Below are 25,613 nucleotides of genomic sequence, written 5' to 3'. Positions count from 1 at the left end.
AAAGATCAGTGACTGAACGTGACATTCCTCGGGACAACGCGGACAAGGCGAGCAGCGCGGCTGGCGTAGACAGCCAGCGCCGCCACGCCATGCTGCTGGGCGCGGGATCGACCCTGCTGTCGGTCGTGGCCGGATTCCTGCCGGGCACGGCGCGAGCCGCCGGCGACAGCGCGCCAACCGACGACAGCGCCACGGGCGCCGCCCCGCCTTCGGCCGCGGCGGTCGGCAGCCGCGTCGTACCGACGTCCGAGGAACCGCTGCATCACGTCGTCATGCAAAACAGCCAGATTCGCGTCATGCGCGTCATGATCCGGCCTGGCGAATCGACGATGTGGCACGCGCAGAACCTCACGTTCGTCAACACCATCATCAACGGATCGCGCTCCTTCATTCAACGCAAGGGCGAAGGCGCGGGCAAGGTCGTGGAGATGGTGACGGGCTCGGTGCGCTTCGGCGATTACCAGACGGCGGGCATCGTCGATCAGGTCAGCAATATCGGCAATGCGCTGATTCATCAGGTGGCCTTCGAAGTGATCGCGCTCGAACGCGGCAACTATGGCAACGCCGACCGCTCGGGTCTGAGCGGCTTCTCGCTGGTGCTCGACAAGGCGCGCGTGCGCGGCTGGCGCGTGCGGTTGCAACCCGGCGAGATCGCCGCGCCGTACCGGCAGTTCGGGCCGGGCCTGCGCGTCGTGCTGTCCGGCGAGCGTCTGATCGAGCAGTCGCCCGGCGACATCGGCAAGCAAACGACGCTGCATAAGGGCGATGCGTTTTTCACCGAAGCCGGCACGCGCACGCTCACGAACGGCGGCGAAACGCCGCTCGAAATGATGGAGTACGAGCTGCTCTAGCCCGTCTCCCTGCGCGCCCGCCCTCGCGCGGGTGCGTGCTTCATCGTCGTGACGCCTCGGGGTCGTTCAGCGCCCCGTCGCCAGAAGTCCGAATACACCAAGCCGCGCACAACCCCCAATAACATGCCTGTTAAATCCGTATTCGCCGCGGCGCTCGTTGCCGCGCTGTCCGCTGCGTGCCTGCCGTCCGCAACCTTCGCACAAGGCAGCGCGCCGGTCGCCGCCGACGTGGCGAGCGCGCCCGTCGCCGATGCGCCATCGAGCGCCGATCAGACCTTGCTCGCACGCGGCCGCTATCTCGCCACCGCCGCCGACTGCGCGGCCTGCCATACGGCGCAGGGCGGAAAACCGTTCGCGGGCGGCTACCCGATCAACTCGCCGATGGGGACGATCTACTCGACCAACATCACGCCTTCGACGCACGGCGGCATCGGCGACTATTCCGAAGCCGACTTCTCGAATGCGTTGCGCCGCGGCGTTCGTCGCGACGGTCAGCATCTCTATCCGGCGATGCCGTACACGTCCTATGCGCTGCTCAGCGACGCCGACGTGCACGCGCTCTACACGTGGTTTCGCGAGGCGGTCGCGCCCGTCGACGCCACGCCGCCGCAGACCGCGCTGCCCTTCCCGTTCAGCGTGCGCGCGAGCATGAAGGTGTGGAACGCCCTGTTTCTCGACACGAAGCCGTTCGAAGCCGATCCGCAGCGCTCGCCGCTGATCAACCACGGCGCGTATCTGGCGAACGCGCTCGCGCATTGCGCGGCCTGCCATACGCCGCGCAACGCGTTCATGGGCGAGGACAGCGCGCACGCCTTCGCGGGCGGCTCGCTCGGCAGCTGGTACGCGCCGAACATCAGCTCGGACCCGGTCAGCGGTATCGGCGGCTGGAGCGATGCGGAGCTCGTGCAGTATCTGAAAACCGGCTCGGTGCCGGGCAAGGCGCAGGCGGCCGGACCGATGGCCGAGGCGATCGATCACAGCCTGCAATATCTCTCCGACGATGATCTGAGCGCCATCGCCGCGTATCTGAAGCAAACGAAGCCGATGCGCGACAGCGAAACGCAACCGCGCTTCGCCTACGGCACGCCGATGTCCGAAGCCGCCTTGCGCGGCAACGAGGCCACGCCGCCGCGCGGCTGGCAGATCTTCTCGGGTTCGTGCGCGGCGTGCCATCAGGTCGACGGCGGCGGACTGCACAATCACGATTACCCTTCGCTCTATCACAACACGGCAACCGGCGCGGCCGATCCGTCGAACCTGATCTCAGTGATCCTGTTCGGCCTGCAACGCGATGCGCACGGCAAACCCGCGTTCATGCCCGCGTTCGGCCCGAGCGCGAGTTTCACCGATCGCCTCTCGGACCAGGACGTCGCCGACGTCGCCAATTACGTGCTGCATCAGTTCGGCAATCCCGACGTGCGCGTGAGCGACAAGGACGTTGCAGCGGTCCGCGAAGGCGGCAAGCCGCCCGCGCTCGCGCTGCTCGGCCGCTTCGCGCTGCCGGGTCTCGTCGCGCTCGCCCTCGTGATCGTCGTCGTGATCGTGCTCGTCGCCAGGACGACGCGCGCGCGACGTAAAACGCGCGGCAAACCGCATGGAGCGACGCCGTGACCCGCCCCGCCGATTCCACCCAGCCGTGCAGTTTGAAGGACCTCACCATGTCGCAAGAACAACCGGCGCACGCGCCGCAACGCAAGGCTCAGGCGCGCGCGGCCTGCCCGTCGCGCCGCACTTTTCTGGCCGTCGCGGCGGGCGCCGCGCTCGCCGCGCTGACGTCGGGCTCGCTGCCAATTGCGTCGCTGATGCCGCGCGCCATGGCCGCACAGGACGCCGAAGCCGCGTCGAGCGCACTGCGGGCCGCGTTCCTGCGCCTGTCGATGTTCGTCACCGGTCAGCGGGATCTCGACCAGGAAACCGGCGCGCGCTTTTACGCGGCGCTGTCGCATCGCGACCCGGCGTTCGCCGCGAAAATCGGCGCGCTGATCACGCGCATCGACGAAGCAAAATTCGCCGACATGGACGCTTTCCTCGCCGCGACGCCCGTCGATAGCGCGCTGTTTGGCACGGCGAAACAGGTGGTGTCCGCGTGGTATCTCGGCATCGTCGGCGAAGCGGCCGACGCCGAGCTGATCACCTACGCCGAGTCGCTGATGTATCGCCCGACGCGCGGCGTGCTCGCGGTGCCGACCTACGGTCCGGGGCCGCTCGCCTGGGGCGACAAGCCCGCCACGGCCTGATGCGGCGCGCACGCCGCTCGCTATCCCAAGAGTCCCAAGAGTCGAAAGAGAAAAAGAGTCATGAGCAATTTTGACGCGGATGTCATCGTCATCGGGTCGGGCGTGATGGGCGGGCTGGTCGCCAGCACGCTCGCGCGCGAAGGCAAGTCAGTCATCGTGCTCGAAGCGGGACCGCGCGTGAAGCGCGCGAACGTCGTCGAGACCTTCCGCAACGCGCCGGTGAAACTGTCGCTCGCGAACATGAAGCTGCAGGGCGCGGGATCGCCGTTTCCCAGCATGCCGTATGCGCCGTCGACTTACGGCGACTATCTTCAGCAGACCGGGCCCGTGCCCTACAAGACCGCGTATCTGCGCGTCGTGGGCGGCACGACCTGGCACTTCGGCTCGGCGCTGTGGCGCATGATTCCGAACGACTTCAAGATCCAGACGCTGTACGGACGCGGGCGCGACTGGCCGTTCGCCTATGACGAACTGGAGCCGTACTACTCGCGCGCCGAATACGAACTCGGCGTGAGCGGCGTGGACGAAGAAGACCAGGGCGGGAACGGCGGCGCGCCGTTCCCGCCGCGCAGCAAGCCGTATCCGATGAAAGGGCTGCCGAACAGCTATTTCTTCAACCGCGCATCGGCGATGCTGCGCGCGGGCGGCTACAACCCGATCAGCGAACCGAATGGCCGCGCGACCCGGCCGTACGGCAACCGGCCGGTCTGCGCGGGCAACAACAACTGCAATCCGGTGTGTCCGATCGGTGCGAAGTACGACGGCTCCATGCACATCGACGATGCCGAAAAACACGGCGCGAAACTGCTCGAAAGCGCGGTCGTCTATCGCATCGAAGTCGGTCCGGACCGCAAGATCAGCGCCGTGCACTACAAGACGCCCGACGGGGCTTCGCATCGGCTCACGGCGCGTTATTTCGTACTTGCCGCGCATGCGATCGAGTCGCCGAAACTGCTGCTGATGTCCACCTCGGCCGACTTCCCGAACGGCGTGGCGAACTCGTCGGATATGGTGGGTCGCAATCTGATGGACAACACGGGCATCAGCGTCAGCATGCTCGCGCACGAAGATATGTGGCCCGGCCAGGGGCCGACCGAATTGCTGATCTACATGAACTATCGCGACGGCGAGTTTCGCAAGCGCTTTCCGAGCTATAAAACCAAGGTCCGCAACACGGTGCCCACGGCGCAACTGACCTCGAAGCTGCTGGCCAAAGGCGTGCTCGGCAGCCAGCTCGACGAACAGATCCGCCTGCATTCGGCGCGCGACATGAACTGGGCCGTGGATTTCGAAATGCTGCCGCTGCCGCAAAACCGCGTCACGCCGAGCAAAACGAAAACCGACGCGCTGCAGTTGCCGGTGCCGTCGATCCACTACAGCGTGGACGACTACTGGAACGCGGGGCGCGATTTCGCGCTCAAGGATCTGCAGCGGATGGCGAGCTTTCTGAACGCGGACATCACGTCCACGGACGTGAACCATCAGAACCGCCAGCACATCATGGGCACGACGATCATGGGCGCGAATCCGAAAGATTCGGTGGTCGACGCGGATTGCCGCACGCACGATCACGAGAATCTGTTCGTCGCCGGATGCAGTGTGATGCCGGCCGTGGGCTGCGTGAACCCGACGCTCACGGGCGCCGCGTTGAGCCTGCGTGTGGCCGATACGTTGCTGAAGGAAATTTGATGCGCGGGCGGCGGGTGTCGTAACGCTTGATCGGGAAAGCGTCGTCAGGATGGCGGCGCTTTTTCTGGTCGATGAGGTGAACTCTCGCCTCCCGCGCCGAACCGGCGCGGACTATCACGGCAAAATCCTATGCCTCGTTGCGCCACGAATTCAGCAACAACCGTGTCTGCGCACTGACGACGGTCTTCACGAACTCCGCGTTTTCCCCGTCGATATCGCCCCAGCCGAGCAACGACAGCGTCGACTCGCGCGCGACGTGAAACGCAAAATATTGCCCCCACATGCTGATCATGCGCACGATGGTCAGCGGGTCGTTTTCCTCACGTCCGGTGATGCGCGCCACGAGCGCCGCATTGACCTTGTTCATCGGCGCACGCAAGCGTTCACGCAGCACCTGCGTGCCGATTTCCGGCTCGCCGCCACCCTGCTCGCGCGCAAAAAAGAGCCGGCGGTCGGTCTCGCGCCCCTTCTTGAACATCAGATCGGCGATCGTGCATTGCAGCGCGACGAACGCTTCGATCAGCGCCTCCTGCGTCGCGCTCTCGTCCTTCAGCGTTTCTTGAGCCTGTAACAGCGCCGGTTCGAGCACCTGAAGCGCGTCGTCGACGATCGCCTCCGCACACGCCCGGTACACGCCTTCCTTGTTTTCGAAGTAGTACTGCAGCGCCGGCGCGTTGACGCCCGCGCGCGCCGCGATATCACGCGTCGACGCGCCCGCGAAGCCATGCTGCCCGAACAGGGAAATGGCTGCGTCGATCAGCTTTCGGCGAGTCTCTTCGCCGCGTGCGTAGCCGCCCTCGCCGGGGTGACGGGGCCGTCGTGGTTCGTTCATACAAAAAGAAGCGTCAATGAAAACTTCCAAAATATAACACTTGACAGATATCTTCCGAGTGGAATAATTCGTCCATCTGGAATAAATTAAGGTTTTTTAACCATGTCGACAACTGCTGGAGCGCCGGGGCGCGCTGATCAGGAAACCACCTCCAACGCGCCCGCACGCGGTTCCCGACGCGGCATGGTGATCGGGGGCGCACTCGTGGCGCTCGCCGCCGCCGCAGGCTGGGCGGGCCACTGGTGGGTCGTCGGGCGCTTTATCGAAAGCACCGACGATGCCTATCTCCAGGCCGATAGCGTGACCATCGCCCCCAAGGTGAGCGGCTATATCACCGACGTTTTCGTCGCGGACAATCAGGCCGTCAAGGCCGGCGACCCGCTCGTGCGTCTTGACACGCGCCAATATCAGGCGGCACTCGACCAGGCCAGCGCCACGGTCGATGCGCGCAACGCCGATATCCAGCAGGCCGAGGCGCAGCTCACGCAGCAGCGCGCGAAGATCGCGCAGGCCGCGGCTGAGGAAGACGTGGCGCGCGTGAGCCTGCGCCATGCGCAGGACGAAGTGGCGCGCTACACGCCGCTCGCGGCGTCGGGTGCGGAAACGGCCGAGAAGCTTTCGGAACTCAAGAGCTCGCGCGATCAGGCGCAGGCCACGCTCGCCGCCGACCACGCGGCCGTCGAATCGGCGCGCTCGCAGGTGGGCGCGCTGACAGCCCAGCTCGGCCAGGCGCGCGCGCAACTCGAAGCGGCCAAGGCGAGCGCGGCGCAATCGCAGCTCGACCTCAACCATACGGTCGTCACGAGTTCCATTTCGGGCCGCGTCGGCGACCGCACGGTGCGCGTGGGTCAGTACGTGCAGCCCGGCACGCGCATGCTTTCGATCGTCCCGGTTCAGGACACCTATCTGACCGCCAACTTCAAGGAAACGCAGATCGGGCGCATGCGCATCGGTCAGCCGGTGGAAGTTTCCGTCGACGCACTGTCGGGACACAAGCTTCACGGCGTCGTCGACAGCTTCTCGCCGGGCACCGGCGCGCAGTTCGCGCTGCTGCCGGCGGAGAACGCGACCGGCAACTTCACGAAGATCGTGCAGCGCGTGCCGGTGCGCATCCGCCTCGAAACCGGTCCGGAAACGCGCAAGGTGCTGCTGCCCGGCATGTCGGTGACCGCCGAGGTCGATACGCGAAGCTCGCGCGACGACGATCGACGCATCGACGCCGAGAACCATCGTGAGTAACGCCAGCGCCACCAGTCCCGCCGGCATGACGGGGCACGCCCCGCATGCTCACGGCGAGCGCGCAAGCACGTCGGACTGGATCGCCGTCGCGGCGGGCGCGCTCGGCGCGCTGATCGCCACGCTCGACATTTCGATCACGAACTCGGCGCTGCCGCAGATTCAGGGCGAAATCGGCGCGACCGGCACCGAGGGCACGTGGATTTCCACGGGCTATCTGATGTCGGAAATCGTCATGATTCCGCTCGCGGCGTGGCTCACGCGCGTGTTCGGCCTGCGCAATTTCCTGCTCGTCAACGCCACGCTGTTCATCGGTTTTTCGATGATGTGCGGCTGGTCGGGCTCGCTCGCCGTCATGATCGCCGGGCGTATCGGCCAGGGTTTCACGGGCGGCGCGATGATCCCGACCGCGCAGACCATCATTCGCACCCGCCTGCCCCCTTCGCAGTTGCCGGTCGGCATGACGATATTCGGGCTGACCGCGCTGCTCGGGCCGTTGCTGGGTCCGGTGGTCGGCGGCTGGCTCGCGGAAAACATCAGCTGGAGCTGGTGCTTCTTCGTCAACCTGCCCGTCTGTCTCGCGCTGATCACGCTGCTGCTTTACGGGCTCGGTCCCGATCGTCCGCATTGGGAAGCCTTTTTGAAGGCCGACTGGATCGGCATCATGGGGCTCGCCATCGGTCTCAGCTCGCTGACCGTGGTGCTCGAAGAGGGACAACGCGAACGCTGGTTCGAATCGCAGATGATCGTGACGCTCACCTTCGTTTCGCTGTTCGGCATGCTGCTGATCGCCATTTCCCAGTTCGTCGCCAAAAAGCCGATTCTGCGTCTTTCGCTGATGCGCAACCTGCGCTTCGCCAGCGTCAACGTGATCGTCTTCATGGTCGGCGCGGGTCTGTACGGCATTTCGTATCTGCTGCCGCAGTTTCTGAGCCAGGTCGCCGGTTATAACGCCGAGCAGTCGGGCATGGTGATGCTGCTCTCCGGCATCCCGGCCATGTTGACGATGCCTTTCCTGCCGCGTCTGCTGGGCAAGGTGGATATCCGCATGCTGGTGATCACGGGCCTGCTGCTGTTCGCGTGGAGTTGCATGCTCGACACGACGCTCACGGCGCAGAGCGTCGGGCACGATTTCACGTGGTCGCAGCTGCTGCGCGGCGTCGGCCAGATCCTCTCGATGATGCCGCTCAATCAGGCGGCGATGGCCACGGTCACGCGGGAAGAATCCGGCGACGCGGCGGGCATCTACAACATGGCGCGCAATCTCGGCGGCTCGGTGGGCCTCGCGATTATCGGCACGCTGATCGACCGGCGCGAAACCTTCCACACGGCCGTGCTTCGCGAGGCCGTCACGAACAATTCGGTCAACGGACAGGCGCATATCGTCGCGAGCGCGGCGAGTTTCTTCGCGCAGACCGGCGACATGGCCTACGCGAAGATGCAGGCGCTGGGGCAGCTGGCTGCCCAGATCCAGACGCAGTCGACCGTCATCACCTATTCGGAGACGTTCTGGGTGCTCGGCATAGCCTTGCTCGCGTGCATTCCGCTTGCCGCGCTGCTCAAGAATCCGCGCCCTGGCGCCGCTCCTTCCGCCGGTCACTGAAGCTAAAGAATCGAACATGATGACAACCTTTACCCTCCGCCCTCGTGCGGGCGCACTCGCCGTGGCCTGCGCCGCCAGTCTGCTGGCCGCCTGCACGGTGGGCCCGGACTACCACGGCGCGCCCGCCGTGGCGCCCGAGGCGGCCAGCGCGGGCAGCTTCGTGCGCACGCCCGCGAAGGGCATCGTCGCGACCGCGCCCGCTCCCAACCAGTGGTGGCTGGCGCTGAACGACCCGCAACTGAATACGCTGATCGCCGCCGCCTTCGCGCATAACCCCGACCTGCGCGCGGCGCAGGCGCGGCTGCGCGAATCGCGCGCGCAATTGCAGCAGCAGCGCGCGGCCGAGATGCCCAAGCTCAGCGCCGACGCCGCCGCGGTCCGCATGCGCGAGCCCGATCTGAGCGCGCTGTCATCGGCGGACTCCAGCGCGGGTTCGTCGGGACGCGGCCCGCTCTCGCTCTACACCGCCGGCTTCGACGCCTCGTGGGAAATCGATCTGTTCGGCGGCACGCGCCGTGCGATCGAAGCCGCGGATGCGCAGTCCCAGGCCGTCAATGCCGACCTCGCCGATGCACAGGTCTCGATGGCCGCCGAAGTCGCGCAGGCCTATATCGATCTGCGCGATCAGCAGCAGCGTTTGCTCATCGCGCAGCGCACCGCCGACCTGCAGCAGCAGAGTCTCACGCTCACCGAGCAGCGGCGCGCGGGCGGCACGGCCGCCGATGTCGATGTCGAGCGCCTGACGACCCAGGTCGAAAACACCCGCTCGACGCTCACGCCGCTCGCCGCGCAAGTGGAAATCTCGCTCGATCAACTCGCGGTGCTCACCGGCAAGGCGCCGGGCGCGCTCGACGCCGAACTGGCGCAGCCGCGTGCGTTGCCCGCGCTGCCGTCCACGGTGCCCGTGGGCGATCCGGCGAAGATGCTCGCGCAACGTCCGGACATTCGCGCCGCCGAGCGCCGCCTCGCGTCGAGCAACGCGCAGATTGGCGAACATATCGCCGACTTCTTCCCGAAGGTCACGCTGTACGGCGATCTGAGCTATTCGGCCGCCGACCCCGGCCATCTGTTCCGCCAGTCGAACGCCACGTGGCTCGGCGCGCCCTATCTCTCATGGAATCTGTTCGATTTCGGCCGCACGCTGGGCGCGGTGCACGGCGCGGAAGCCTCGCGCGACGAAGCTATCGCGAACTACGAAAAGACCGTGCTCGGCGCGCTCAAGGACGCCAACGACGGTCTCTCGCGTTTCGGTTACCAGCGCGAACATCTGGCGACGCTGGAGAAAGTGCAGAAGTCCGCGCTGCGTTCGGCGGACCTGACGCGTCAGCGCTATCGCGCGGGCACGGTCAGCCTCGTCGATCTGCTGGATACGCAACGTGCTGAATTTTCGGCGCAGCAGGATGTGGTCGCGGGCCAGGCGGAGTTGCTCAAGGACTACGTCTCGCTGCAAAAGAGTCTGGGCCTGGGCTGGCAGCCGCCGCAGACCTGATCGCCGGGCGCCGGCCCGCGAACGTGGAGGCGATCGCCGCACAAGGCGATCGCTCCTTCCAGCGGGCTCGCGCGCTGCCAGCCGAAAACGCGGCAAATCCAGGCGGATCGTTATACAAGCTTTTCCCCACATAGTCCCGGATGCCCTACCCCACACTCGTCGCGTGTCGCCACTGCGATGCGCTCTACCGCAAGCCGCGCCTGCAGCGTCGCCAGTCGGCGCGCTGCTCGCGTTGCAGCACCGCGCTTTACCGCGAAAACGCGGCGCAGCTCGACCGCATCGGCGCGATCACGGTCGCGGCGCTCGTCACCTTCGTCATCGCGCAGTCGTTTCCCATCATCCAACTCGACGCCAACGGCATCACCTCGCAGTCGAGCCTGCTCGGCGCGCTCGTGGTGCTGTGGCGCGAGGGCATGCAGTCCGTTGCGTCGCTGGTGTTCTGCGCGACCTTCTTGTTCCCGCTGATCGAGATGGTCGCGCTACTCTACGTGCTGCTGCCGCTGCGCCGCGGCATCGTCGCGCCAGGCTTCAACCTGATGATGAAGGCGCTTCGCTTCGTGCGGCCCTGGGGCATGCTCGAAGTCTTCATGGTCGGGATACTCGTTGCGATCGTCAAACTGGTGAGCATCGCACGCGTGATTCCGGAAACGGCGCTGTTCGCATTCGCCGCGCTGACGCTCATGCTGGCCGTCATCGCGGCGTTCGATCCGCGCGGGCTCTGGGATGTCGTCGATAGGTTGCGCGCTCGCGGAACGGACCGTTCGCCGTCACCGCAACATCAGCACCCTCATCATGGCGAAGGACGCGAAGCGACGAGCCCCACGACCGCGCGCGAAGCGGGCCTCGATTGCTGCCACGTCTGCGGACAACTGGAGGCGCGGCAGCCGCACGCGCACGACCGGCGCTGCACGCGCTGCGATACGCCGCTGCACACGCGACGGCCCGATGCGCTGCGCCGCACGTGGGCGCTGCTGTCCGCCGCGGCGATCCTCTATATCCCGGCGAACGTGCTGCCCATCATGAACACGGCGACGCTCGCGCACGATCGCGGCGACACCATCCTGAGCGGCATCGTTCACTTCTGGCTGACCGGCGAGTGGCTGATTGCGGCCATCGTCTTCATCGCCAGCATCATGGTGCCGTTGCTCAAGCTCTCGGCGCTCGGACTGCTCGCGCTGACCTCGCAGCGCCGTTCCACCTGGCGCTCGGCGGAACGCACCACGCTGTATCGCATTGTTGAATTCATCGGCCGCTGGTCGATGCTCGACATCTTCGTCATCGCGCTCACCGTTTCGCTGGTGCGCTTTGGCTCGTTCGGCGTCGTCACTGCCGGACCGGGCGCGATCGCCTTCGGTTCCGTCGTGATCCTGACGATGCTCGCGTCGATGCAGTTCGATCCGCGGCTCATCTGGGATCCGGTTCCCGGCGCGACGCAGAAACGCCCGCAACACACAAAGGAACACTCGAATGACTAGTCCGAAAGGCATCCGGCCACCTTCCGGCGACGCTGCACCGCCCGATGCAAACGACCCGGATATCGTCGAGCCGCGACGCTGGCTGCCGTCGCTCATCTGGATCGTGCCGCTCATTGCCGCGCTGATCGGCATCGGCCTCGTGGCGAAATCAGTCGCCATGCGCGGCCCCACCATCACGATCAGTTTTCTGAGCGCCGAAGGGCTCGAACCCGGCAAGACCAAGGTCAAGTACAAGAATGTCGATATCGGCTCGGTGCGTGCGGTCAAGCTCTCGCCGAACCTCTCGCACGTGCTCGCGACGGTCGAACTGACGAAGGACGCCGGCAGCTTCGCGACGAAGGACAGCCGCTTCTGGGTGGTGCGTCCGCGTGTGGGCGCGGGTGGCGTGTCGGGTCTCGGCACGTTGCTCTCCGGTGCGTACATCGGCGCCGACGCGGGCCGCTCGGCGGAAACCGCGCACGACTTCACGGGTCTGGAAACGCCGCCTGCCGTGACCATCGACGAGAAGGGTCATCAATACGCGCTGCACAGCAAGGATCTGGGCTCGCTCGATATCGGCACGCCGATCTTCTATCGCCGCATGCAGGTCGGTCAGGTGATCAACTATTCGCTCGACAAGGACGGCTCGGGCGTGACCGTGCAGGTGTTCGTGCGCGCGCCCTACGATCAGTACGTGGGCGTCAACACGCGCTGGTGGCATGCGAGCGGCGTGAACGTGCAGCTCGATTCGAGCGGCTTCAAGGTCAACACGCAGTCGCTTGCCACCGTCATGGCGGGCGGCCTCGCGTTCGAAACGCCGCCGGGCGAAGCGGCTGGCGTTCAGGCGCCGGCGAACGCGGGCTTCACGCTCGCGTCCGACGAAAGCGAAGCGATGCACGAGCCCGACGGCAAGCCCGTTCGCGTGGTGATGAACTTCAACCAGTCGTTGCGCGGGCTGTCGGTCGGCGCGCCCGTGGATTTCCGCGGCATCGTGCTCGGCCAGGTGACCGACATCGGCATCGACTATGACGCGAAGAGCGGCAATTTCACGATGCCGGTGACGATGAATCTTTATCCGCTGCGACTCGTGCGCCGCTCGCGCGGCAGTCCGACGCCGCCGCCGGATTCGCCGCAGAGCCACGCGCTGATCGAGCGCCTCGTGCAACACGGCCTGCGCGGACAGTTGCGCAACGGCAATCTGCTGACGGGGCAGCTCTACGTCGCGCTCGACATGTTCCCGAAGGCGGCGCCCGCGAAGGCCGATCTCGACCACGATCCGATGCAATTGCCGACCGTGCCGAATTCGCTCGACGAACTCCAGCAGCAGGTCGCCGATATCACGAAGAAACTCAATCAGATTCCGTTCGACAAGATCGGGAACAACCTCAATGAGTCGCTCAAAAGCGCGAATCAGATGTTCGGTCAGGTTAACAACGAGCTGCTGCCCCAGATGCAGGGCACACTCGCCGAAGCGCAGAAAACCTTCAGCGCCGCTCAGTCCACGCTGCAGCAGGATTCGCCACTGCAGTCGGACGTGCACCAGGCGCTGCAGGAACTGACGCGCACGCTGCAATCGCTGAACTCGCTCTCGGATTACCTCGAGCGCCATCCGGAGTCGCTGCTGCGCGGCAAATCAGGAGACAAACCATGACGTTCCGGTTTATGCCGCTTCGGGCCACGGTTCCGGCACTCGCGCTCGCGGCGGCGCTCGCGGGCTGCGCGTCGCCCGTCAGCCACTTCTATACGCTGAGTCCGAGCGACGACGCGACGCGCACTCAACCCGCTGCCGCCGCGAGCGGCAATCCGGCGTGGCTGATCGAACTCGCGCCCGTCGACGTGCCGCCGCAAGTCGCGAAAGCGCAGTTCGTCGTACAGAACGACGCGAACCAGGTGCGCGTGCTCGAACAGGAACGCTGGGCGTCGATGCCCGGCGACGAGATTCGCCGCGCGCTTTCGGGCGATCTCACGCAGCAGATGAACACCATCGACGTGTACGGCTCGCCGCATCCCGCAGGCGTGCCCGTCTATCGCGTGAGCGTGAACGTGCAGCGCTTCGAATCGTGGCCCGGCTCGCACGCGCTGATCGACGCGGTCTGGAGCGTGCGTTCGCTCGACTCGCAGATCGTCATGACCTGCCGCAGCGTGCTCAATGAACCGGTCGGCGACGGTTATCAAGCGCTGGTGGCCGGCCATCGACGCGCCGTCGATGCGCTCTCGCAGGCCATCGCCGGTGGCGTCCGCTCGCTTCAGGTCGAGCACGGCAAGGCTAAGCCGGTGAGCTGTCCGGCAGCGCCATGATGCGTTGAACGCGGAACGGCCGGCCATGACACGGCCGGGCGTCCGCTAGCGCAATGGATCAGAACGAGTGGTACATGCCGACGACCACGATCGTCTGCGTACCCGTGCCGTCGATCCCATACGAAGAGATGTCGGCGCGCGCCTCCTGCAGGCCGCCATCCGCGGTGCGCTGCACGCCGCTCGCGCGCTGGAAGGTGGCGACTGCGTACAGCTCGGTCAGCTTCGACACGGAATAGAACGCGCCCGCGCTCACGTCGTTGTAATGCGCCGATGCATCGCCCTTCGCCGACGTGTAGATGTAGCCCATGCCGACGGTGGCCGAAGGCGTGATCCGGTAGAAGGCGTACGCGCGTCCCGTGTTGTACGTTTCCGTGTTCGCGAACGTCGATTCGCCGTCGGCGGTATAGCGGGCGTTGCTGTAGCCCACGCCGATCTGCCACGGGCCGCTGTCGTATTGCACCGCGGCCTGCCCAATGCCCAGCACGTGCGCGGTTTCGTAGGCGGAGTTGATCGAGCCGCCTTCGAACTGGCCGTCGTCGGTGCTGCTGGTCCAGCCGGTACGCAACCCGCCATTGGTCGAATTCGCGTTGACGGAGTCGTGATAACCGGCCGCGATCCTGAACGGACCGGTGCTGTAGACCGCCGCCGTCGACCACGTATAACCCTGCCCCAGCGAACCCGCGACGCCGCCTGGCGCGACCAGCGCCTCGAACTTCAGGCCGTTGATGATCGGAGAAACGTATTTGATCGCGTTCGATACACGCGAGCTGAAGTCGTTGTTGTCGACGTCGCCCGGCGTCGCGAACACGACGCTACCGTATGAGCCGTCCGCCGTCAGCGGATGGACGAGATCGACGATCGGCTCATACATGCGGCCGGCGTCGACCGTGCCCCAGCGCGAACTCGACAGCCCGACGAACGATTGACGCCCGAACAACCGGCTGCCTTGCGACGACTTGCCGGTGCCGATCTGGAAACCGGACTCGACCTGGAAGATAGCCCGAAGCCCGCCGCCGAGATCCTCGCTGCCTCTCAAGCCCCAGCGATTGCCGTAGATCGTGCCGTTCTGCAAGGTGTAGCGATTGCCGTCGCTGGTCTTCAGATAGCTGAGCCCCGCATCGAGGATGCCGTACATCGTAACGCTGCTTTGCGCGTGAGCCGTGCCGACGCCGATCAGGCCGAAGATGAGGCCGGCCAGCAGCAGGCGTGGTGTTTTTTTCATAAGGGTTACTAATCGATACGTGATAGATGAGTGGGGAATCGGATCCAATCGCGGATCCGACCGGAACAGCGGGCCTGCCCGATACACCTTCAATCCGGTCGAAATCCGTCGGCGAAGATCGCGGACCAACGTGCCAGGCGCGAAGCGTCATGTCATCGTGGTCGACGATGAAAAAAGCGATGTTTTGCTTTATTTGTGTTTATTTATACAAATGCTAAAAAACGTCGTCAAGAAGAAATCAATATTCCACCAAGCACTTTTCTGTGATAACTCCGACGCGATGCGAATGCGTCATCCATATTTTTTGTATTTTTAGATCATTACATACACATTACCTTGAGGCGATTCTGAACAATCCGGCGCGATGACTCGAAACAGCACGCGTGCGCGTGCCGGCCGATCACGTCGATCTGCTGGACGAAGGGTTCTTGATGGAGACGCCAGATGAATGAGGGCGCTACGCCCTGCATTGTGGCGACGGCTTACGCGTTAATTTCAACTATTCAAAGTAGCTATTTCTTTTTACTGAATAGTGGAAAGCAGCGGCGTTGCTGCACGCGGCGAGAAACGATGGAGCGCACCATGAATTTGAATAACCGACGTGAACCCGCACTCGCTGCGCTATTCAATCTCTCGCCATGCGTCGCAGTCGTCTTGCGTGCATTTGCTGGGAAAGACCTTTAAACACGCTGTCTTCGTGAGGATCGCCGAAATGCAGCAACACCGTGCTCCGCACGCTCGTCGGCAGACAGGCCTGATTTGCGTGCAAAGAGCGCATGCCCCAGAAGAAGTAGAGATTCCCCGGCGTCAGCGGCACCAGCTTCGCCGACATGCGTTGCTGCACGCCCTCATTACGCCATAACCGCTTCAGCAGTTTCTCGACCAGCAGTTTTTCGAGGATATTCACCACCGCAAAACGCCTCGCATTGCGCAAATTCGGAAACATCACCAGATGACCCGGCGGTTCACCCGGCGCATTGGGAATAAGAATGGGGATCAGCACCGTCACGACATACGAGTCGTAGTGAAAATTGAGCGCATGCCGCAATCCATGCGTACCGGTCAGCACACGCAGAACCGGGAAGATCCGGCTGCTCGGCGGCGACGCGCGCATCTTCCTTTCATAGAGGGATCGCAGCAGACCCTGCAGACCCGCATCCTCGAATAAGGGCTGCAGACAGGTGCCGGTCATCCATGATTTGCCTTCGAAGCTGAAGTACTGCCCGCCGTGCTGTTCGATCTGCTGCTCGATGAAACTGCGCAGTTTCGCGAGCATCGCCGCCGGGACAATCTCGTGAAGCACGCCGACCCCATATTCGTCCATCGATCTGGCCAGCGCCTGCGCGCTTGCGGGACTCACTGTCGCGAATCCATCCGAGGCCGTCCACTCGTTCGATGCAGTCATCGACTTCCTCCTGCTGACCAGTCGGAAGATCGTGATCGCAAACTGTAAGGTGATAAGTGCGGATGCGCACCAAGCCGGATCATTTCCCGGCGCGGAGGGCTGATGGCGTGCGTGCTGGATGGGCTGATCGTCGTGATCGCGCCCTTATCTGCGCACATTCAAGTCTGGGGGCACGATTCGCGCCCCCCCAAACCACAGAGTTAGCTTGCCACATCTATACACAATTTACTGATGCAAATGCGCTATATTTCTCGCGCGCGAAGGTGCTCAGGATGCCGTATTTCTATTTGGCCACTGTCATCGTTCTGAAAGGAAGCGAACTGCGCCTCCCCTTGCACGCGAATCTCAGCCTGCAGACAAAGTCGGCAATTCCACGGCTGTCATCGACTAAGCAAGAGCGAATCGACGCGCTGCATTCAAATGTATTTCACACCTTATGAAGAAGTACTCGCCATGCTTCCACTCCCGTCTCGCATTACCGAATTTATGTCTGACCATCACGTTCTCAGCCTTGCGGTGATTGATGGCGGCACACCGTGGTCGGCGAGCTGCTTCTACGCGTTCGCCCCCATGACCGCGAGCGTTCTTGTGATGACAAGCGTCAAAACCAGGCACGGTCATGCCATGCAAGAGAATAAGCAGATTTCCGGAACGATTTCCGGGCAACCCGAGCACATACGCGATATTCGAGGCGTTCAGTTCTCGGCTGATGCCACATTGGTTTCTGGAGACGATCTCGAGACAGCGATGACTCGCTATCTTGCACGACATCCCGTTGCGCGTTTGCGCTCCACCGATTTGTGGCGGCTATCGATCACGCAAATAAAATTGACAGATAACTCTCTTGTTTTCGCCAGAAAGACTCTTTGGCAGCGTGATGAACCGCTCTAGTCTCCACTGACTGTCACAACCACGCTTGCGGGCTGCATCCCCCTATGGTGCGCATGGATGTCATGCACGCATGTCACTTCGCTAGCGTCGCGCGCAGTTGACTTTTATTTAAATCGAAACACCTCGCCTCTGTCTCCTGAAACGTTGACCTGCGAACCGTGGCGCTGCGGAGCGGTCCTCTTGGCCGCGATACAACGTCGACGCTCAATTGACACATGCCACGGCTGCCAGTCATGTTAATCAATCGAATAGAAAAATATACAGTTAATTATATTAAATACGACACTTAATAAAATATTCTCGCAATAAATAAATTTATCATTTATCGATAAGTGCGATACATAAAATCATCAAACACCTTCTCCCTCGCACAATCACACACGCCATATAAATCCATAAAACAAATTAATTAAACATTCGAATTAATTCATAAAAAATGACATGGATCAATTACATTGGAGAACACCCATAGCTCAAGCACCATCTCGATATAATGAATTTCATCTCAGAATAGTGATGCAACCGCAGGCACGTATTTCGCCAAAAACACCCGAACCCTTTGTTTTATCGACAAAATCCGATTGTCCACGCGGATTTTTCGTCAACGCGCCCTCATCAAGCGGACTCACCACGAACTGCATTCTTCCTATGTCTTACGTTTTAGTCGTCGACGATCACGAGTCAATTCGCGAGCCACTAGCGGCATATCTGCGTCAGGAAGGATTTGAAACTTCAACAGCGCACGATGGAGCATCATCGAGATTACGGCTAAGCGAGCGGCGTTTCGACCTGATAATTCTGGACCTGATGATGCCTGGAGAGGACGGTCTTTCGGTATGCAGACATATACGCCAGAATTATGGTACGCCAATTATCATGCTAACCGCCAAAGTCGAATTCGCGGATCGAATCGCCGGCCTCAATTTAGGCGCAGATGACTATGTGACCAAGCCATTCAACGTCGGTGAACTGGTTGCTCGTGTACACAGCGTATTACGACGAACATCTGGCTCTCCCCGGTCCATCAATGAACGCCCGCGTCGTCTGACTTTCGAAGGCTGGTCACTCGATTTGTTGCACAGACGCCTGAGTGATCCCGGACAGAACGAAGTCGCGTTAAGTTGCGTTGAGTTCCGTCTTCTCCAGGCGTTCCTGGAGCACGCCGATACCGTGCTTAGCCGCGAAGATCTGCTCGCGTTGGTAGACCCCGATAGTGAGGCCTTCGACCGTAGCATCGACAGCCAGGTAAGTCGGCTGCGCAGGAAGTTGGAACCCGACCCCCGCCACCCTGCACTCCTCAAGACTATTTGGGGTTCAGGCTACATTTTTGCGGCACAGGTTGAGGCACAAGCGTCGTGAGGATCATCCCGCGCAGTTTGGGCGCCCAACTGGTGGTGTTAATGCTGGGAGGGTTTCTATTAGGTGCCGTAATCGCAGCGCTTGCGACCTGGTCGCAAGCGGGAAAACTCCATCCGATAGCCCGTGAACATGCCTTATCTCGAGCAGCCACGGCCTACCGACTCGCCAGGCACCCTCTATTCGATGGCGACTCATGGCTAGATTCATTCAACGGCCCGCTGGCGCACTTATGGATTGACAGGGTGCCGAGCGTGATCGAGATGAATGACGACGAACGCTCGCTCGCTGACGCCGTGCGACAGAGGCTCGGTACACAGGTGGTCGCTGTCCACATGCCTTGCCTTGATGCACAGCGCTGGGTGACGCTACAAGAGTTAGATCCGGGTTCTCAGTGCGTTGATATCAGCGTCCCGCTTGGCGAGGGAAGATGGTTGCACACGCGGCAGGCACTCCCCATACGCATGCCGTGGTCCGACAATTGGGATGAACTGCGTATCTCGATGCTGATCGGGATTCCGCCAGTGCTCATCTTAATGTATCTCTTCGTCAATCGAATCCTTCGACCGGCCACCGCGCTTACCGACGCGGTTCACAGAATGAGTCGTGGCGAACGACTCGATCCGCTCACGGTACAGGGTCCGGAAGAGCTTCGTCAGCTTGCCAATGCTTTTAACCAGATGCATCAACGCATCACACGATTCGTCGATGAACGAACCCGCATGCTTGCGGCAATCAGTCATGACTTGCGAACCCCACTCACCGGGATCGAACTGGAAGCGGTAATGCTTCCGTCGAGCGGACAACGGACGAGAATTCTGCGCATGCTCGAGCAAATTCGCGGCATGGTGAACGAAACCTTGACGTTCGCGGCACAGGACGCGCGCGCCGAGCGCAGCGAGGAAACTGACCTGGTGGAATTGCTAGGCGAGATTTGCGATGATCGGTTAGCCTTGGGCCGCAAAGTCCGATTTAATTCACCTACGCGCCTTCCATACAGTTGCCGCACCACTGCGCTTCGCCGAGCATTGGATAATCTGATGGAAAACGCGCTCAGGCACGGAAACCACGTCGTCGTTGAACTTGTCGACCGCGGGTACGATGGCCTGCGTATCGAGATTTCCGACGATGGTCCCGGGATACCCGAGGATATGCTTGAACGCGTATTCGAGCCATTCTTTCAGATGGATGAGTCGAGGCACCGTGAGGCCGGGAGCAACGTCGGGCTGGGCCTCGCGATCGCTCGAGACTGCATTCAGGCTCATGGCGGGGATTTGAGTCTACACAACGGCACCAACGGCGGCTTGATCGCCAAGATCGATCTGCCGTCCCAAAACTATTCATATATCGACCTGAGTCAGAGTCCGCCGTCCAATATCAAAAGTCGATAATTTCATCAGTGTGCGTACGGAACGTATTGAACCGTCGCGAAGAAAATTTTCGACGACATCTACTCAAATTTCTCATCCGTTAAAAAATTGAATAACGGATGCTGAGAACATTCTCTACGAATCTTCCAGCGCATCTGATAACCGGCGGGCATGCACCGCTCACGCCGTGCTTCAGATAGCCGGCGCGACTCAAGCCGACACGTGGAGGCCTTTGGCCTCCACGTTGATAACCCAGCGATCTCGACGTGATACTCATGTGGTGCTTTGCCACAGACAACCGTCCGCAGCGGTCCGTTCCTGGACACCCGCGCTGATTCATGCCAACGCGATCAATGACGGAGCCTCACCTCACGAACCTAAAATATCGGTGAGATATCTGCATGTATTCCGTCTTCCCTCCCATCCCTCGAAGCCAGCACTGACGGGCTCTCCGTCTATAAGTCGAGTTCGGCACCATGATGAAGGTGCCGATTCTGCATCGCCATTCCATTAACTTACAAAATAAAACCCTCCTGTTTCGCGCGACGATCTGTCCATGCCAGAACGTCGCCATTTAGCTTTTTACTCAAGCCCTGCAAGAATTTGACAAAGTTTCCAAGCCTCGCCAAGTTATATTGAATTCCCACGAGGAAGTGCCGAATAATTCGATTTAAAGTCATCACATTAGATTAAATTTAGCATTACAAAATATGTTTCAAAAAATCATATTTTCAATCAGCTAAACAACCCATCTGAATCGTGACGACTCCATGTCGGCAACGAGGCGCGTCCTTTGAACGATCGAGATGTTTCCTGACACCTCGTCGCTAACTTGAATGGAGAATCCATATGACGACACCCGCGGCATCTGCCATTACAGACCTGCGCTCGGCCATTGAGTTGCTCAAGCAACACGACGGTGAGTATGTTGAGACCGACGTACAGGTCGATCCCGAAGCCGAACTGTCGGGCGTGTATCGACACGTCGGCGCAGGAGGCACGGTCATGCGCCCGACGCAAACCGGGCCTGCGCTGATGTTCAACAATGTCAAGGGCTATCCGGGTATCCGTGTTCTGATTGGCATGCTCGCTTCGCGTCAACGCGTGGCCCGCATGTTCGGCATGGATATGGAAAAGCTCGGTTTCCAGATGCGCGATGCCGTGAAGAACGCGATCGCACCAGTCGTTGTGCCCCGCGAACGCGCCGTCTGCCAAGAAGTGATTCACCTCGCAAGCGATGCTGAATTCGATCTGCGCAAGCTGCTGCCCGCTCCGAAGAATACGCCGGAGGACGCAGGCCCCTACTTCACGTTGGGCATGTGCTACGGTGCCGACCCGGAAACTGGTGAGCACGACGTGACCATTCATCGTCTGTGCGTACAGAGCAAGGACGAGATCTCGATGTATTTCGTTCCCGGCCGTCATCTGGACCAGTTCCGCCAGAAGTACGAAAAAGCCGGCAAGCCGATGCCGATCACCATTTCGATTGGTGTAGACCCGGCCATTGAGATCGGCGCATGCTTCGAAGCGCCCACGACACCGCTCGGCTATGACGAACTTTCGATCGCGGGCGGTCTGCGCGGCAAGGCCGTTGAACTGGTCGAAGGTGCGGTGGTCAAGGGCGCACGCGGTATCGCCAACGCCGAAATCGTGATCGAAGGCGAGTTGCTTCCGAACGTACGCGTGCGTGAAGATCAGAACACAAATACCGGCAAGGCGATGCCGGAGTTTCCGGGTTATACGGGTGAAGCAAAGGCAGCGGTGCCGATTATCAAGGTCAAGGCTGTTACGACCCGCCGCGATCCGATTCTTCAAACCTGCATCGGACCGTCCGATGAGCACACAAACATGGCGGGCATCCCCACTGAGGCCAGCATCCTCGCGCTGACCGAATTGGCATTGCCTGGTCTCGTGCAGAATGTCCACTGTCCGTCGCCGGGCACCGGCAAGTATGTCGCGTTCATCCAGGTGAAGAAACGGACGGGTCAAGATGAGGGCCGTCAGCGTCAAGCCGCTCTGATTGCTTTCACCGCATTCTCCGAGCTCAAGCATGTTTATCTCGTCGATGAAGACGTGGACATCTTCGACACGAACGACGTGATGTGGGCCATGACGACACGCTATCAAGGCGATGTCGATACGATCACGATTCCCGGCGTGCGCTGCCATCCGCTTGACCCGTCGCAAGATCCGGCTTTCAGTTCGTCGATTCGCGATCATGGCATCACCTGCAAAACGATCTTCGACTGCACCGTTCCCTTCGATCTGAAGAAGAACTTCCAGCGCTCGCAATTCCTCGAAGTCGACGCCGAACGCTTCGTTCCCGGTTATCGGAAGTAAGCGGAGGACGCCATGCAAAAGCCAAGAATTGTGGTCGGCATTAGCGGCGCAACGGGCTTCCAGTATGGCGTCAAGGCCCTCCAACTGCTGCGGCAGTTGGAGGTCGAGACGCACCTGGTGATGTCGAATGCAGCCGGACTAACCCGAGAGCAGGAAACGAACTACTCTCGCGAAGACGTGATTGCAATGGCCGACGTTTATTACCCGACCGGCGCAGTGGGCGCTGCAATATCAAGTGGCTCGTTTCGCACCGCTGGCATGTTGGTGGCGCCGTGCTCCATGCACACACTGGCAGCAATTGCCACGGGGGTTACCGATAACCTGCTAACCCGATCGGCCGACGTCGTTCTGAAAGAGCGTCGACGACTTGTGCTCATGGTGCGCGAGACACCGCTGCATCTCGGCCATATCCGCAACATGGCTGCCGTGACCGAATTCGGTGCGACCGTATTCCCACCGGTACCGGCCTTGTATGCAGGACCCCAAACTGTCGACCAGATTATCAGCCACAGCGTGGCCCGAGCGATTGGCCTGCTGGGATTCGACTCCGATGCCCTGCCACGCTGGGGCGAGTCATTGCCAGACATAACCGCCGAAGAGGCAAAAACATGATCATCGGACCGTATATCAATAGTTCTGCCGTCTTGATTGGAGCGTCGACTGGCGCGGCGCTCTCCGCGCGCATTCCGGCAAATGTCCGCACCGCGATGCCGTTGACATTCGGTGCAGCGTCCATGGCAATGGGTGTCGTGATGATCTCCCAGGTCGCTCACATGCCCGTCATGGTCCTCGCTTCCATCCTGGGCGCACTCATTGGCGAACTGATTGGGCTGGAGGGTGCAATCGGAAAGCTTGGCGCAAGCACCAAAGCTGTCATCGACAAAGTTGCGCCAGCACCCAAGGGGATTACCCAAGCCGAGTTTCTCGAGAAGTTTGTCGCCATACTGGTGCTGTTCGGCGCGAGCGGAACTGGCATTTTCGGCGCTATGAACGAAGGCATGACGGGCGACGCGACTATTCTTATCGCAAAGTCGTTCCTGGACCTGTTTACCGCTGCGATCTTCGCGATCACATTGGGCTACTCCGTTGCAACGATCGCTGTGGTAGTGCTCGCAGTGCAACTCCTGCTGGCATACGGCGCGACCTTGATCATGCCGCTGACATCCGTACCCATGATCGCAGACTTCAAGGCTGTAGGCGGGCTAATCATGCTGGCAACCGGTCTGCGTATCTCGGGAATCAAGATGTTCCCTGTCGCCAACATGCTACCCGCGCTTGTGTTGGCGATGCCGATCACAGCACTCTGGATGCGAGTTTTCTAGTAGATCCAGTGTCCGTGCTGCGCCGGCGCACCGGGCGGCACTCTGGTTTCTGCAACTGGCTTTAAACGTGCAAGCCACGTGAATTTCCGGCGTGCTTCAGGCGCTGGAAATTCGCCCGTTGCCGCGTGGATAAAAAAACCCCACGTGGCAACGGGCGACGTAACGGCGCATCAAGCACTCGCAGCACGAGGTCCAGACATGATCGATATCCAGAAAGGCTCGCCGTATGAATGACTATCTTTATCGCATTTCGGTCGCGCTCGGCGGCATGTTGTCGTGCATGCCGACGCTTCCCGGCTCCGAAGCGCTCGTCAACGTGCTGAATAAAACCCTGCGGCACGATATCCCCGCGAAAACGCTCTCGCTGCTCGAAGGTCGCGCGCTGCAGGCGCAGGTCGCCGACATCGGCGTGCGTTTCGATTTCGCGGTCAGCGATGGCGTATTCGAAGCGCTCCCGGAGCCCGGCGAAGTCGACCTCAAAATGAGCGCGACGTTCGAGGACTTTCGCTCGGTGATCGGCGGCGAAACGCCTTTCGACACGCTGTTTTATAGCCGGCGGATCGTGCTCGAAGGCGATCTCGACATTGGATTCGCCGTCAAGGAAATGTTCTCGGACATGGATTTCGGCACCACCTCGCTCGAGACCGTCATGCAATTGTGGCGCACCAATATGCCGCGCGATCTCGGTGTCTAGCGCCAACATATTGATAGCGATTGTGAGCGCCGAAATCGCCAGTTGAAGATTTGCAGAAGCACGGCCAGCCGGGCCGTGTTGCATCATTTGTGAGGATTGTCTATGTTCGTCGCCAGCAGGACGGAGCTCGACTCCCTGATTGCGCGCGTGAAAAAAGCGCAGGAAATATTCGCCACTTTCCCGCAGAAGAAAGTCGATGAAATCTTTCGCAGCGCTGCGCTCGCCGCGTCCGAAGCACGCATTTCCCTTGCACGCATGGCGGTGGAAGAGACGGGAATGGGCGTGCTCGAAGACAAGGTCATCAAGAATCACTTCGCGTCGGAATACATTTACAACGCCTGGCGAGACGAAAAGACCTGCGATGTGATTGCCGTCGATGAAAGCGCGGGCACGATGACGATTGCGGAACCGGTCGGGCTCGTTTGCGCGATCGTGCCGACCACGAATCCCACCTCCACGGCGATCTTCAAGGCGCTGATTGCGCTGAAGACGCGCAACGGTATTATTTTCAGCCCGCATCCGCGTGCGCGACGCTCGACCTGTGAAGCCGCGCGCATCGTGCTCGCAGGCGCGGTTGCAGCAGGCGCCCCCGCCGATATCATCGGCTGGATCGATGCACCGACTGCCGAACTCTCCGATCACCTGATGACGCACGACGACATCAACCTGATTCTCGCGACGGGCGGCCCAGGCATGGTGAAGGCCGCGTACTCGTCGGGCAAACCGGCCATTGGCGTGGGCGCGGGCAATACGCCCGCCGTCATCGACGAAACCAGCGACATCAAGCGCGCGGTCGCCTCGATCCTGATGTCGAAGACATTCGACAACGGCGTGGTGTGCGCGTCGGAGCAATCGGTGATCGTCGTGGATGAAATCTATGACGCGGTGCGCGAGCGCTTCGCGAAGTCGGGCGCGCATATATTGTCGCCGGAAGAAGCGGGCGCGGTGGGCACTTTCCTGATCGTCGGCGGCCGGCTCAACGGCGATATCGTCGGGCAATCGGCAGTGACCATTGCGGATATCGCGGGCGTGAGCGTGCCCGAGAACACGAAGATCCTGATCGCGGAAGTCACGTCATACGGCGAAGACGAACCTTTTGCCCACGAGAAATTGTCGCCGACGCTCGCCATGTATCGCGCGCGCGACTTTGCTCATGCGGTGGAAATTGCCGAAGCGCTCGTCGAACTCGGCGGCATCGGCCACACGTCGGTGCTGTATACGGATCAGGACAATCAGCGTGATCGCGTCGCGCTGTTCGGCAAACGTTTGAAGACGTCGCGTGTGCTCGTGAATACGCCTTCGTCGCACGGCGGCATCGGCGACC

General features: G+C 61.5%; 22 protein-coding genes. 19 read left to right on the top strand and 3 right to left on the bottom strand.

All coding sequences use genetic code 11. The annotated features are described in order from the left end of the window. The first annotated feature begins 8 nt into the window (after positions 1-8). From G3N97_RS08070 to G3N97_RS08055, 4 genes are all read left to right on the top strand, one after another. Positions 9-851, top strand: a complete 843-nt coding sequence (locus tag G3N97_RS08070) for a cupin domain-containing protein (RefSeq protein WP_205992750.1) — start codon at positions 9-11, stop codon at positions 849-851. 123 nt (positions 852-974) lie between these two features. Beyond that, positions 975-2,462 (top strand): c-type cytochrome, encoded by a 1,488-nt coding sequence (locus tag G3N97_RS08065; RefSeq protein ID WP_241030459.1) that lies wholly within the window; start codon positions 975-977, stop codon positions 2,460-2,462. Between the two features lie 47 nt (positions 2,463-2,509). After that, entirely contained in the window at positions 2,510-3,088 is a 579-nt protein-coding gene (locus tag G3N97_RS08060; RefSeq protein WP_205992749.1) for a sugar dehydrogenase complex small subunit, read from the top strand. Positions 3,089-3,148: 60 nt separating this feature from the next. Further along, on the top strand, positions 3,149-4,777 hold the full coding sequence (locus G3N97_RS08055) for a GMC family oxidoreductase (protein ID WP_205992748.1): 1,629 nt from the start codon (positions 3,149-3,151) through the stop codon (positions 4,775-4,777). A gap of 127 nt (positions 4,778-4,904) precedes the next feature. Here the strand turns inward: G3N97_RS08055 and G3N97_RS08050 are convergent, their stop codons facing one another. Then, positions 4,905-5,609 carry a CerR family C-terminal domain-containing protein gene (locus G3N97_RS08050; RefSeq protein WP_205992747.1) on the bottom strand — a complete coding sequence of 235 codons (705 nt, stop codon included), beginning with the start codon at positions 5,607-5,609 and terminating at the stop codon, positions 4,905-4,907. A gap of 102 nt (positions 5,610-5,711) precedes the next feature. Between G3N97_RS08050 and G3N97_RS08045 the strand changes: the two genes are divergently transcribed. The 6 genes from G3N97_RS08045 (at position 5,712) to G3N97_RS08020 (ending at position 13,689) form a co-directional block, all read left to right on the top strand. After that, entirely contained in the window at positions 5,712-6,848 is a 1,137-nt protein-coding gene (locus G3N97_RS08045; RefSeq protein ID WP_205992746.1) for an HlyD family secretion protein, read from the top strand. A 25-nt stretch (positions 6,849-6,873) separates the two neighbouring features. Continuing rightward, positions 6,874-8,448, top strand: a complete 1,575-nt coding sequence (locus G3N97_RS08040) for an MDR family MFS transporter (RefSeq protein ID WP_205992775.1) — start codon at positions 6,874-6,876, stop codon at positions 8,446-8,448. Between the two features lie 19 nt (positions 8,449-8,467). Further along, a complete protein-coding gene (locus tag G3N97_RS08035; protein WP_205992774.1) occupies positions 8,468-9,937 on the top strand; it encodes an efflux transporter outer membrane subunit in 1,470 nt (489 codons plus the stop codon). 140 nt (positions 9,938-10,077) lie between these two features. After that, positions 10,078-11,412 (top strand): paraquat-inducible protein A, encoded by a 1,335-nt coding sequence (locus tag G3N97_RS08030; RefSeq protein WP_205992745.1) that lies wholly within the window; start codon positions 10,078-10,080, stop codon positions 11,410-11,412. Next, positions 11,405-13,042, top strand: coding sequence for an MlaD family protein (locus G3N97_RS08025; RefSeq protein ID WP_205992744.1), 1,638 nt, complete (start codon positions 11,405-11,407; stop codon positions 13,040-13,042). The genes G3N97_RS08030 and G3N97_RS08025 overlap by 8 nt, the downstream gene beginning before the upstream one ends. Then, entirely contained in the window at positions 13,039-13,689 is a 651-nt protein-coding gene (locus G3N97_RS08020; RefSeq protein WP_205992743.1) for a PqiC family protein, read from the top strand. The genes G3N97_RS08025 and G3N97_RS08020 overlap by 4 nt, the downstream gene beginning before the upstream one ends. A gap of 58 nt (positions 13,690-13,747) precedes the next feature. On the opposite strand, the gene G3N97_RS08015 is transcribed toward G3N97_RS08020, so the two are convergent. After that, positions 13,748-14,911, bottom strand: coding sequence for a porin (locus G3N97_RS08015; protein WP_205992742.1), 1,164 nt, complete (start codon positions 14,909-14,911; stop codon positions 13,748-13,750). A 625-nt stretch (positions 14,912-15,536) separates the two neighbouring features. After that, positions 15,537-16,316 (bottom strand): hypothetical protein, encoded by a 780-nt coding sequence (locus tag G3N97_RS08010; RefSeq protein ID WP_205992741.1) that lies wholly within the window; start codon positions 16,314-16,316, stop codon positions 15,537-15,539. A gap of 62 nt (positions 16,317-16,378) precedes the next feature. Between G3N97_RS08010 and G3N97_RS08005 the strand changes: the two genes are divergently transcribed. The 9 genes from G3N97_RS08005 to G3N97_RS07965 form a co-directional block, all read left to right on the top strand. After that, positions 16,379-16,756, top strand: coding sequence for a hypothetical protein (locus tag G3N97_RS08005; protein WP_205992740.1), 378 nt, complete (start codon positions 16,379-16,381; stop codon positions 16,754-16,756). Positions 16,757-16,769: 13 nt separating this feature from the next. Beyond that, the gene (locus G3N97_RS08000) at positions 16,770-17,207 is read left to right on the top strand and encodes a pyridoxamine 5'-phosphate oxidase family protein (protein WP_205992739.1); all 438 of its coding nucleotides are present in this window, start codon (positions 16,770-16,772) and stop codon (positions 17,205-17,207) included. A gap of 441 nt (positions 17,208-17,648) precedes the next feature. Next, positions 17,649-18,566 carry a response regulator transcription factor gene (locus tag G3N97_RS07995; RefSeq protein ID WP_241030458.1) on the top strand — a complete coding sequence of 306 codons (918 nt, stop codon included), beginning with the start codon at positions 17,649-17,651 and terminating at the stop codon, positions 18,564-18,566. After that, positions 18,563-19,954 (top strand): ATP-binding protein, encoded by a 1,392-nt coding sequence (locus G3N97_RS40135; RefSeq protein WP_205992738.1) that lies wholly within the window; start codon positions 18,563-18,565, stop codon positions 19,952-19,954. The genes G3N97_RS07995 and G3N97_RS40135 overlap by 4 nt, the downstream gene beginning before the upstream one ends. Before the next feature lie 828 nt (positions 19,955-20,782). Continuing rightward, a complete protein-coding gene (locus G3N97_RS07985; protein ID WP_205992737.1) occupies positions 20,783-22,273 on the top strand; it encodes a UbiD family decarboxylase in 1,491 nt (496 codons plus the stop codon). A gap of 12 nt (positions 22,274-22,285) precedes the next feature. Further along, positions 22,286-22,885 (top strand): UbiX family flavin prenyltransferase, encoded by a 600-nt coding sequence (locus tag G3N97_RS07980; protein ID WP_205992736.1) that lies wholly within the window; start codon positions 22,286-22,288, stop codon positions 22,883-22,885. Next, complete coding sequence (locus G3N97_RS07975) at positions 22,882-23,595, top strand: DUF554 domain-containing protein (protein WP_205992735.1); 714 nt, start codon at positions 22,882-22,884, stop codon at positions 23,593-23,595. Before G3N97_RS07980 ends, G3N97_RS07975 begins: the two co-directional genes overlap by 4 nt. A gap of 226 nt (positions 23,596-23,821) precedes the next feature. Continuing rightward, a complete protein-coding gene (locus G3N97_RS07970; protein ID WP_205992734.1) occupies positions 23,822-24,289 on the top strand; it encodes an SCP2 sterol-binding domain-containing protein in 468 nt (155 codons plus the stop codon). Between the two features lie 102 nt (positions 24,290-24,391). After that, the coding region (locus G3N97_RS07965; RefSeq protein WP_205992733.1) for an aldehyde dehydrogenase family protein at positions 24,392-25,613 on the top strand (1,222 nt) is incomplete at its 3' end.

The organism is Paraburkholderia sp. Ac-20347, from assembly GCF_017104805.1.
GTDB lineage: Bacteria > Pseudomonadota > Gammaproteobacteria > Burkholderiales > Burkholderiaceae > Paraburkholderia > Paraburkholderia tropica.
Note: the sequence above shows the minus strand (reverse complement) of the source record. Positions and strands in the feature narration are given on the sequence as shown.

Excerpts from the sequence above, each read along its gene's own strand:
- G3N97_RS07995 (WP_241030458.1), top strand. The coding sequence starts at position 17,649 with ATGGATCAATTACATTGGAGAACACCCATAGCTCAAGCACCATCTCGA.
- G3N97_RS07980 (WP_205992736.1), top strand. The coding sequence starts at position 22,286 with ATGCAAAAGCCAAGAATTGTGGTCGGCATTAGCGGCGCAACGGGCTTC.
- G3N97_RS08000 (WP_205992739.1), top strand. The coding sequence starts at position 16,770 with ATGCTTCCACTCCCGTCTCGCATTACCGAATTTATGTCTGACCATCAC.
- G3N97_RS07985 (WP_205992737.1), top strand. The coding sequence starts at position 20,783 with ATGACGACACCCGCGGCATCTGCCATTACAGACCTGCGCTCGGCCATT.
- G3N97_RS08045 (WP_205992746.1), top strand. The coding sequence starts at position 5,712 with ATGTCGACAACTGCTGGAGCGCCGGGGCGCGCTGATCAGGAAACCACC.
- G3N97_RS08055 (WP_205992748.1), top strand. The coding sequence starts at position 3,149 with ATGAGCAATTTTGACGCGGATGTCATCGTCATCGGGTCGGGCGTGATG.
- G3N97_RS08010 (WP_205992741.1), bottom strand. The coding sequence starts at position 16,316 with ATGACTGCATCGAACGAGTGGACGGCCTCGGATGGATTCGCGACAGTG.
- G3N97_RS08035 (WP_205992774.1), top strand. The coding sequence starts at position 8,468 with ATGACAACCTTTACCCTCCGCCCTCGTGCGGGCGCACTCGCCGTGGCC.
- G3N97_RS08015 (WP_205992742.1), bottom strand. The coding sequence starts at position 14,911 with ATGAAAAAAACACCACGCCTGCTGCTGGCCGGCCTCATCTTCGGCCTG.
- G3N97_RS07970 (WP_205992734.1), top strand. The coding sequence starts at position 23,822 with ATGAATGACTATCTTTATCGCATTTCGGTCGCGCTCGGCGGCATGTTG.
- G3N97_RS08050 (WP_205992747.1), bottom strand. The coding sequence starts at position 5,609 with ATGAACGAACCACGACGGCCCCGTCACCCCGGCGAGGGCGGCTACGCA.
- G3N97_RS08025 (WP_205992744.1), top strand. The coding sequence starts at position 11,405 with ATGACTAGTCCGAAAGGCATCCGGCCACCTTCCGGCGACGCTGCACCG.
- G3N97_RS07975 (WP_205992735.1), top strand. The coding sequence starts at position 22,882 with ATGATCATCGGACCGTATATCAATAGTTCTGCCGTCTTGATTGGAGCG.
- G3N97_RS08040 (WP_205992775.1), top strand. The coding sequence starts at position 6,874 with ATGACGGGGCACGCCCCGCATGCTCACGGCGAGCGCGCAAGCACGTCG.
- G3N97_RS08030 (WP_205992745.1), top strand. The coding sequence starts at position 10,078 with ATGCCCTACCCCACACTCGTCGCGTGTCGCCACTGCGATGCGCTCTAC.
- G3N97_RS08005 (WP_205992740.1), top strand. The coding sequence starts at position 16,379 with ATGCGCACCAAGCCGGATCATTTCCCGGCGCGGAGGGCTGATGGCGTG.
- G3N97_RS08065 (WP_241030459.1), top strand. The coding sequence starts at position 975 with ATGCCTGTTAAATCCGTATTCGCCGCGGCGCTCGTTGCCGCGCTGTCC.
- G3N97_RS08020 (WP_205992743.1), top strand. The coding sequence starts at position 13,039 with ATGACGTTCCGGTTTATGCCGCTTCGGGCCACGGTTCCGGCACTCGCG.
- G3N97_RS08060 (WP_205992749.1), top strand. The coding sequence starts at position 2,510 with ATGTCGCAAGAACAACCGGCGCACGCGCCGCAACGCAAGGCTCAGGCG.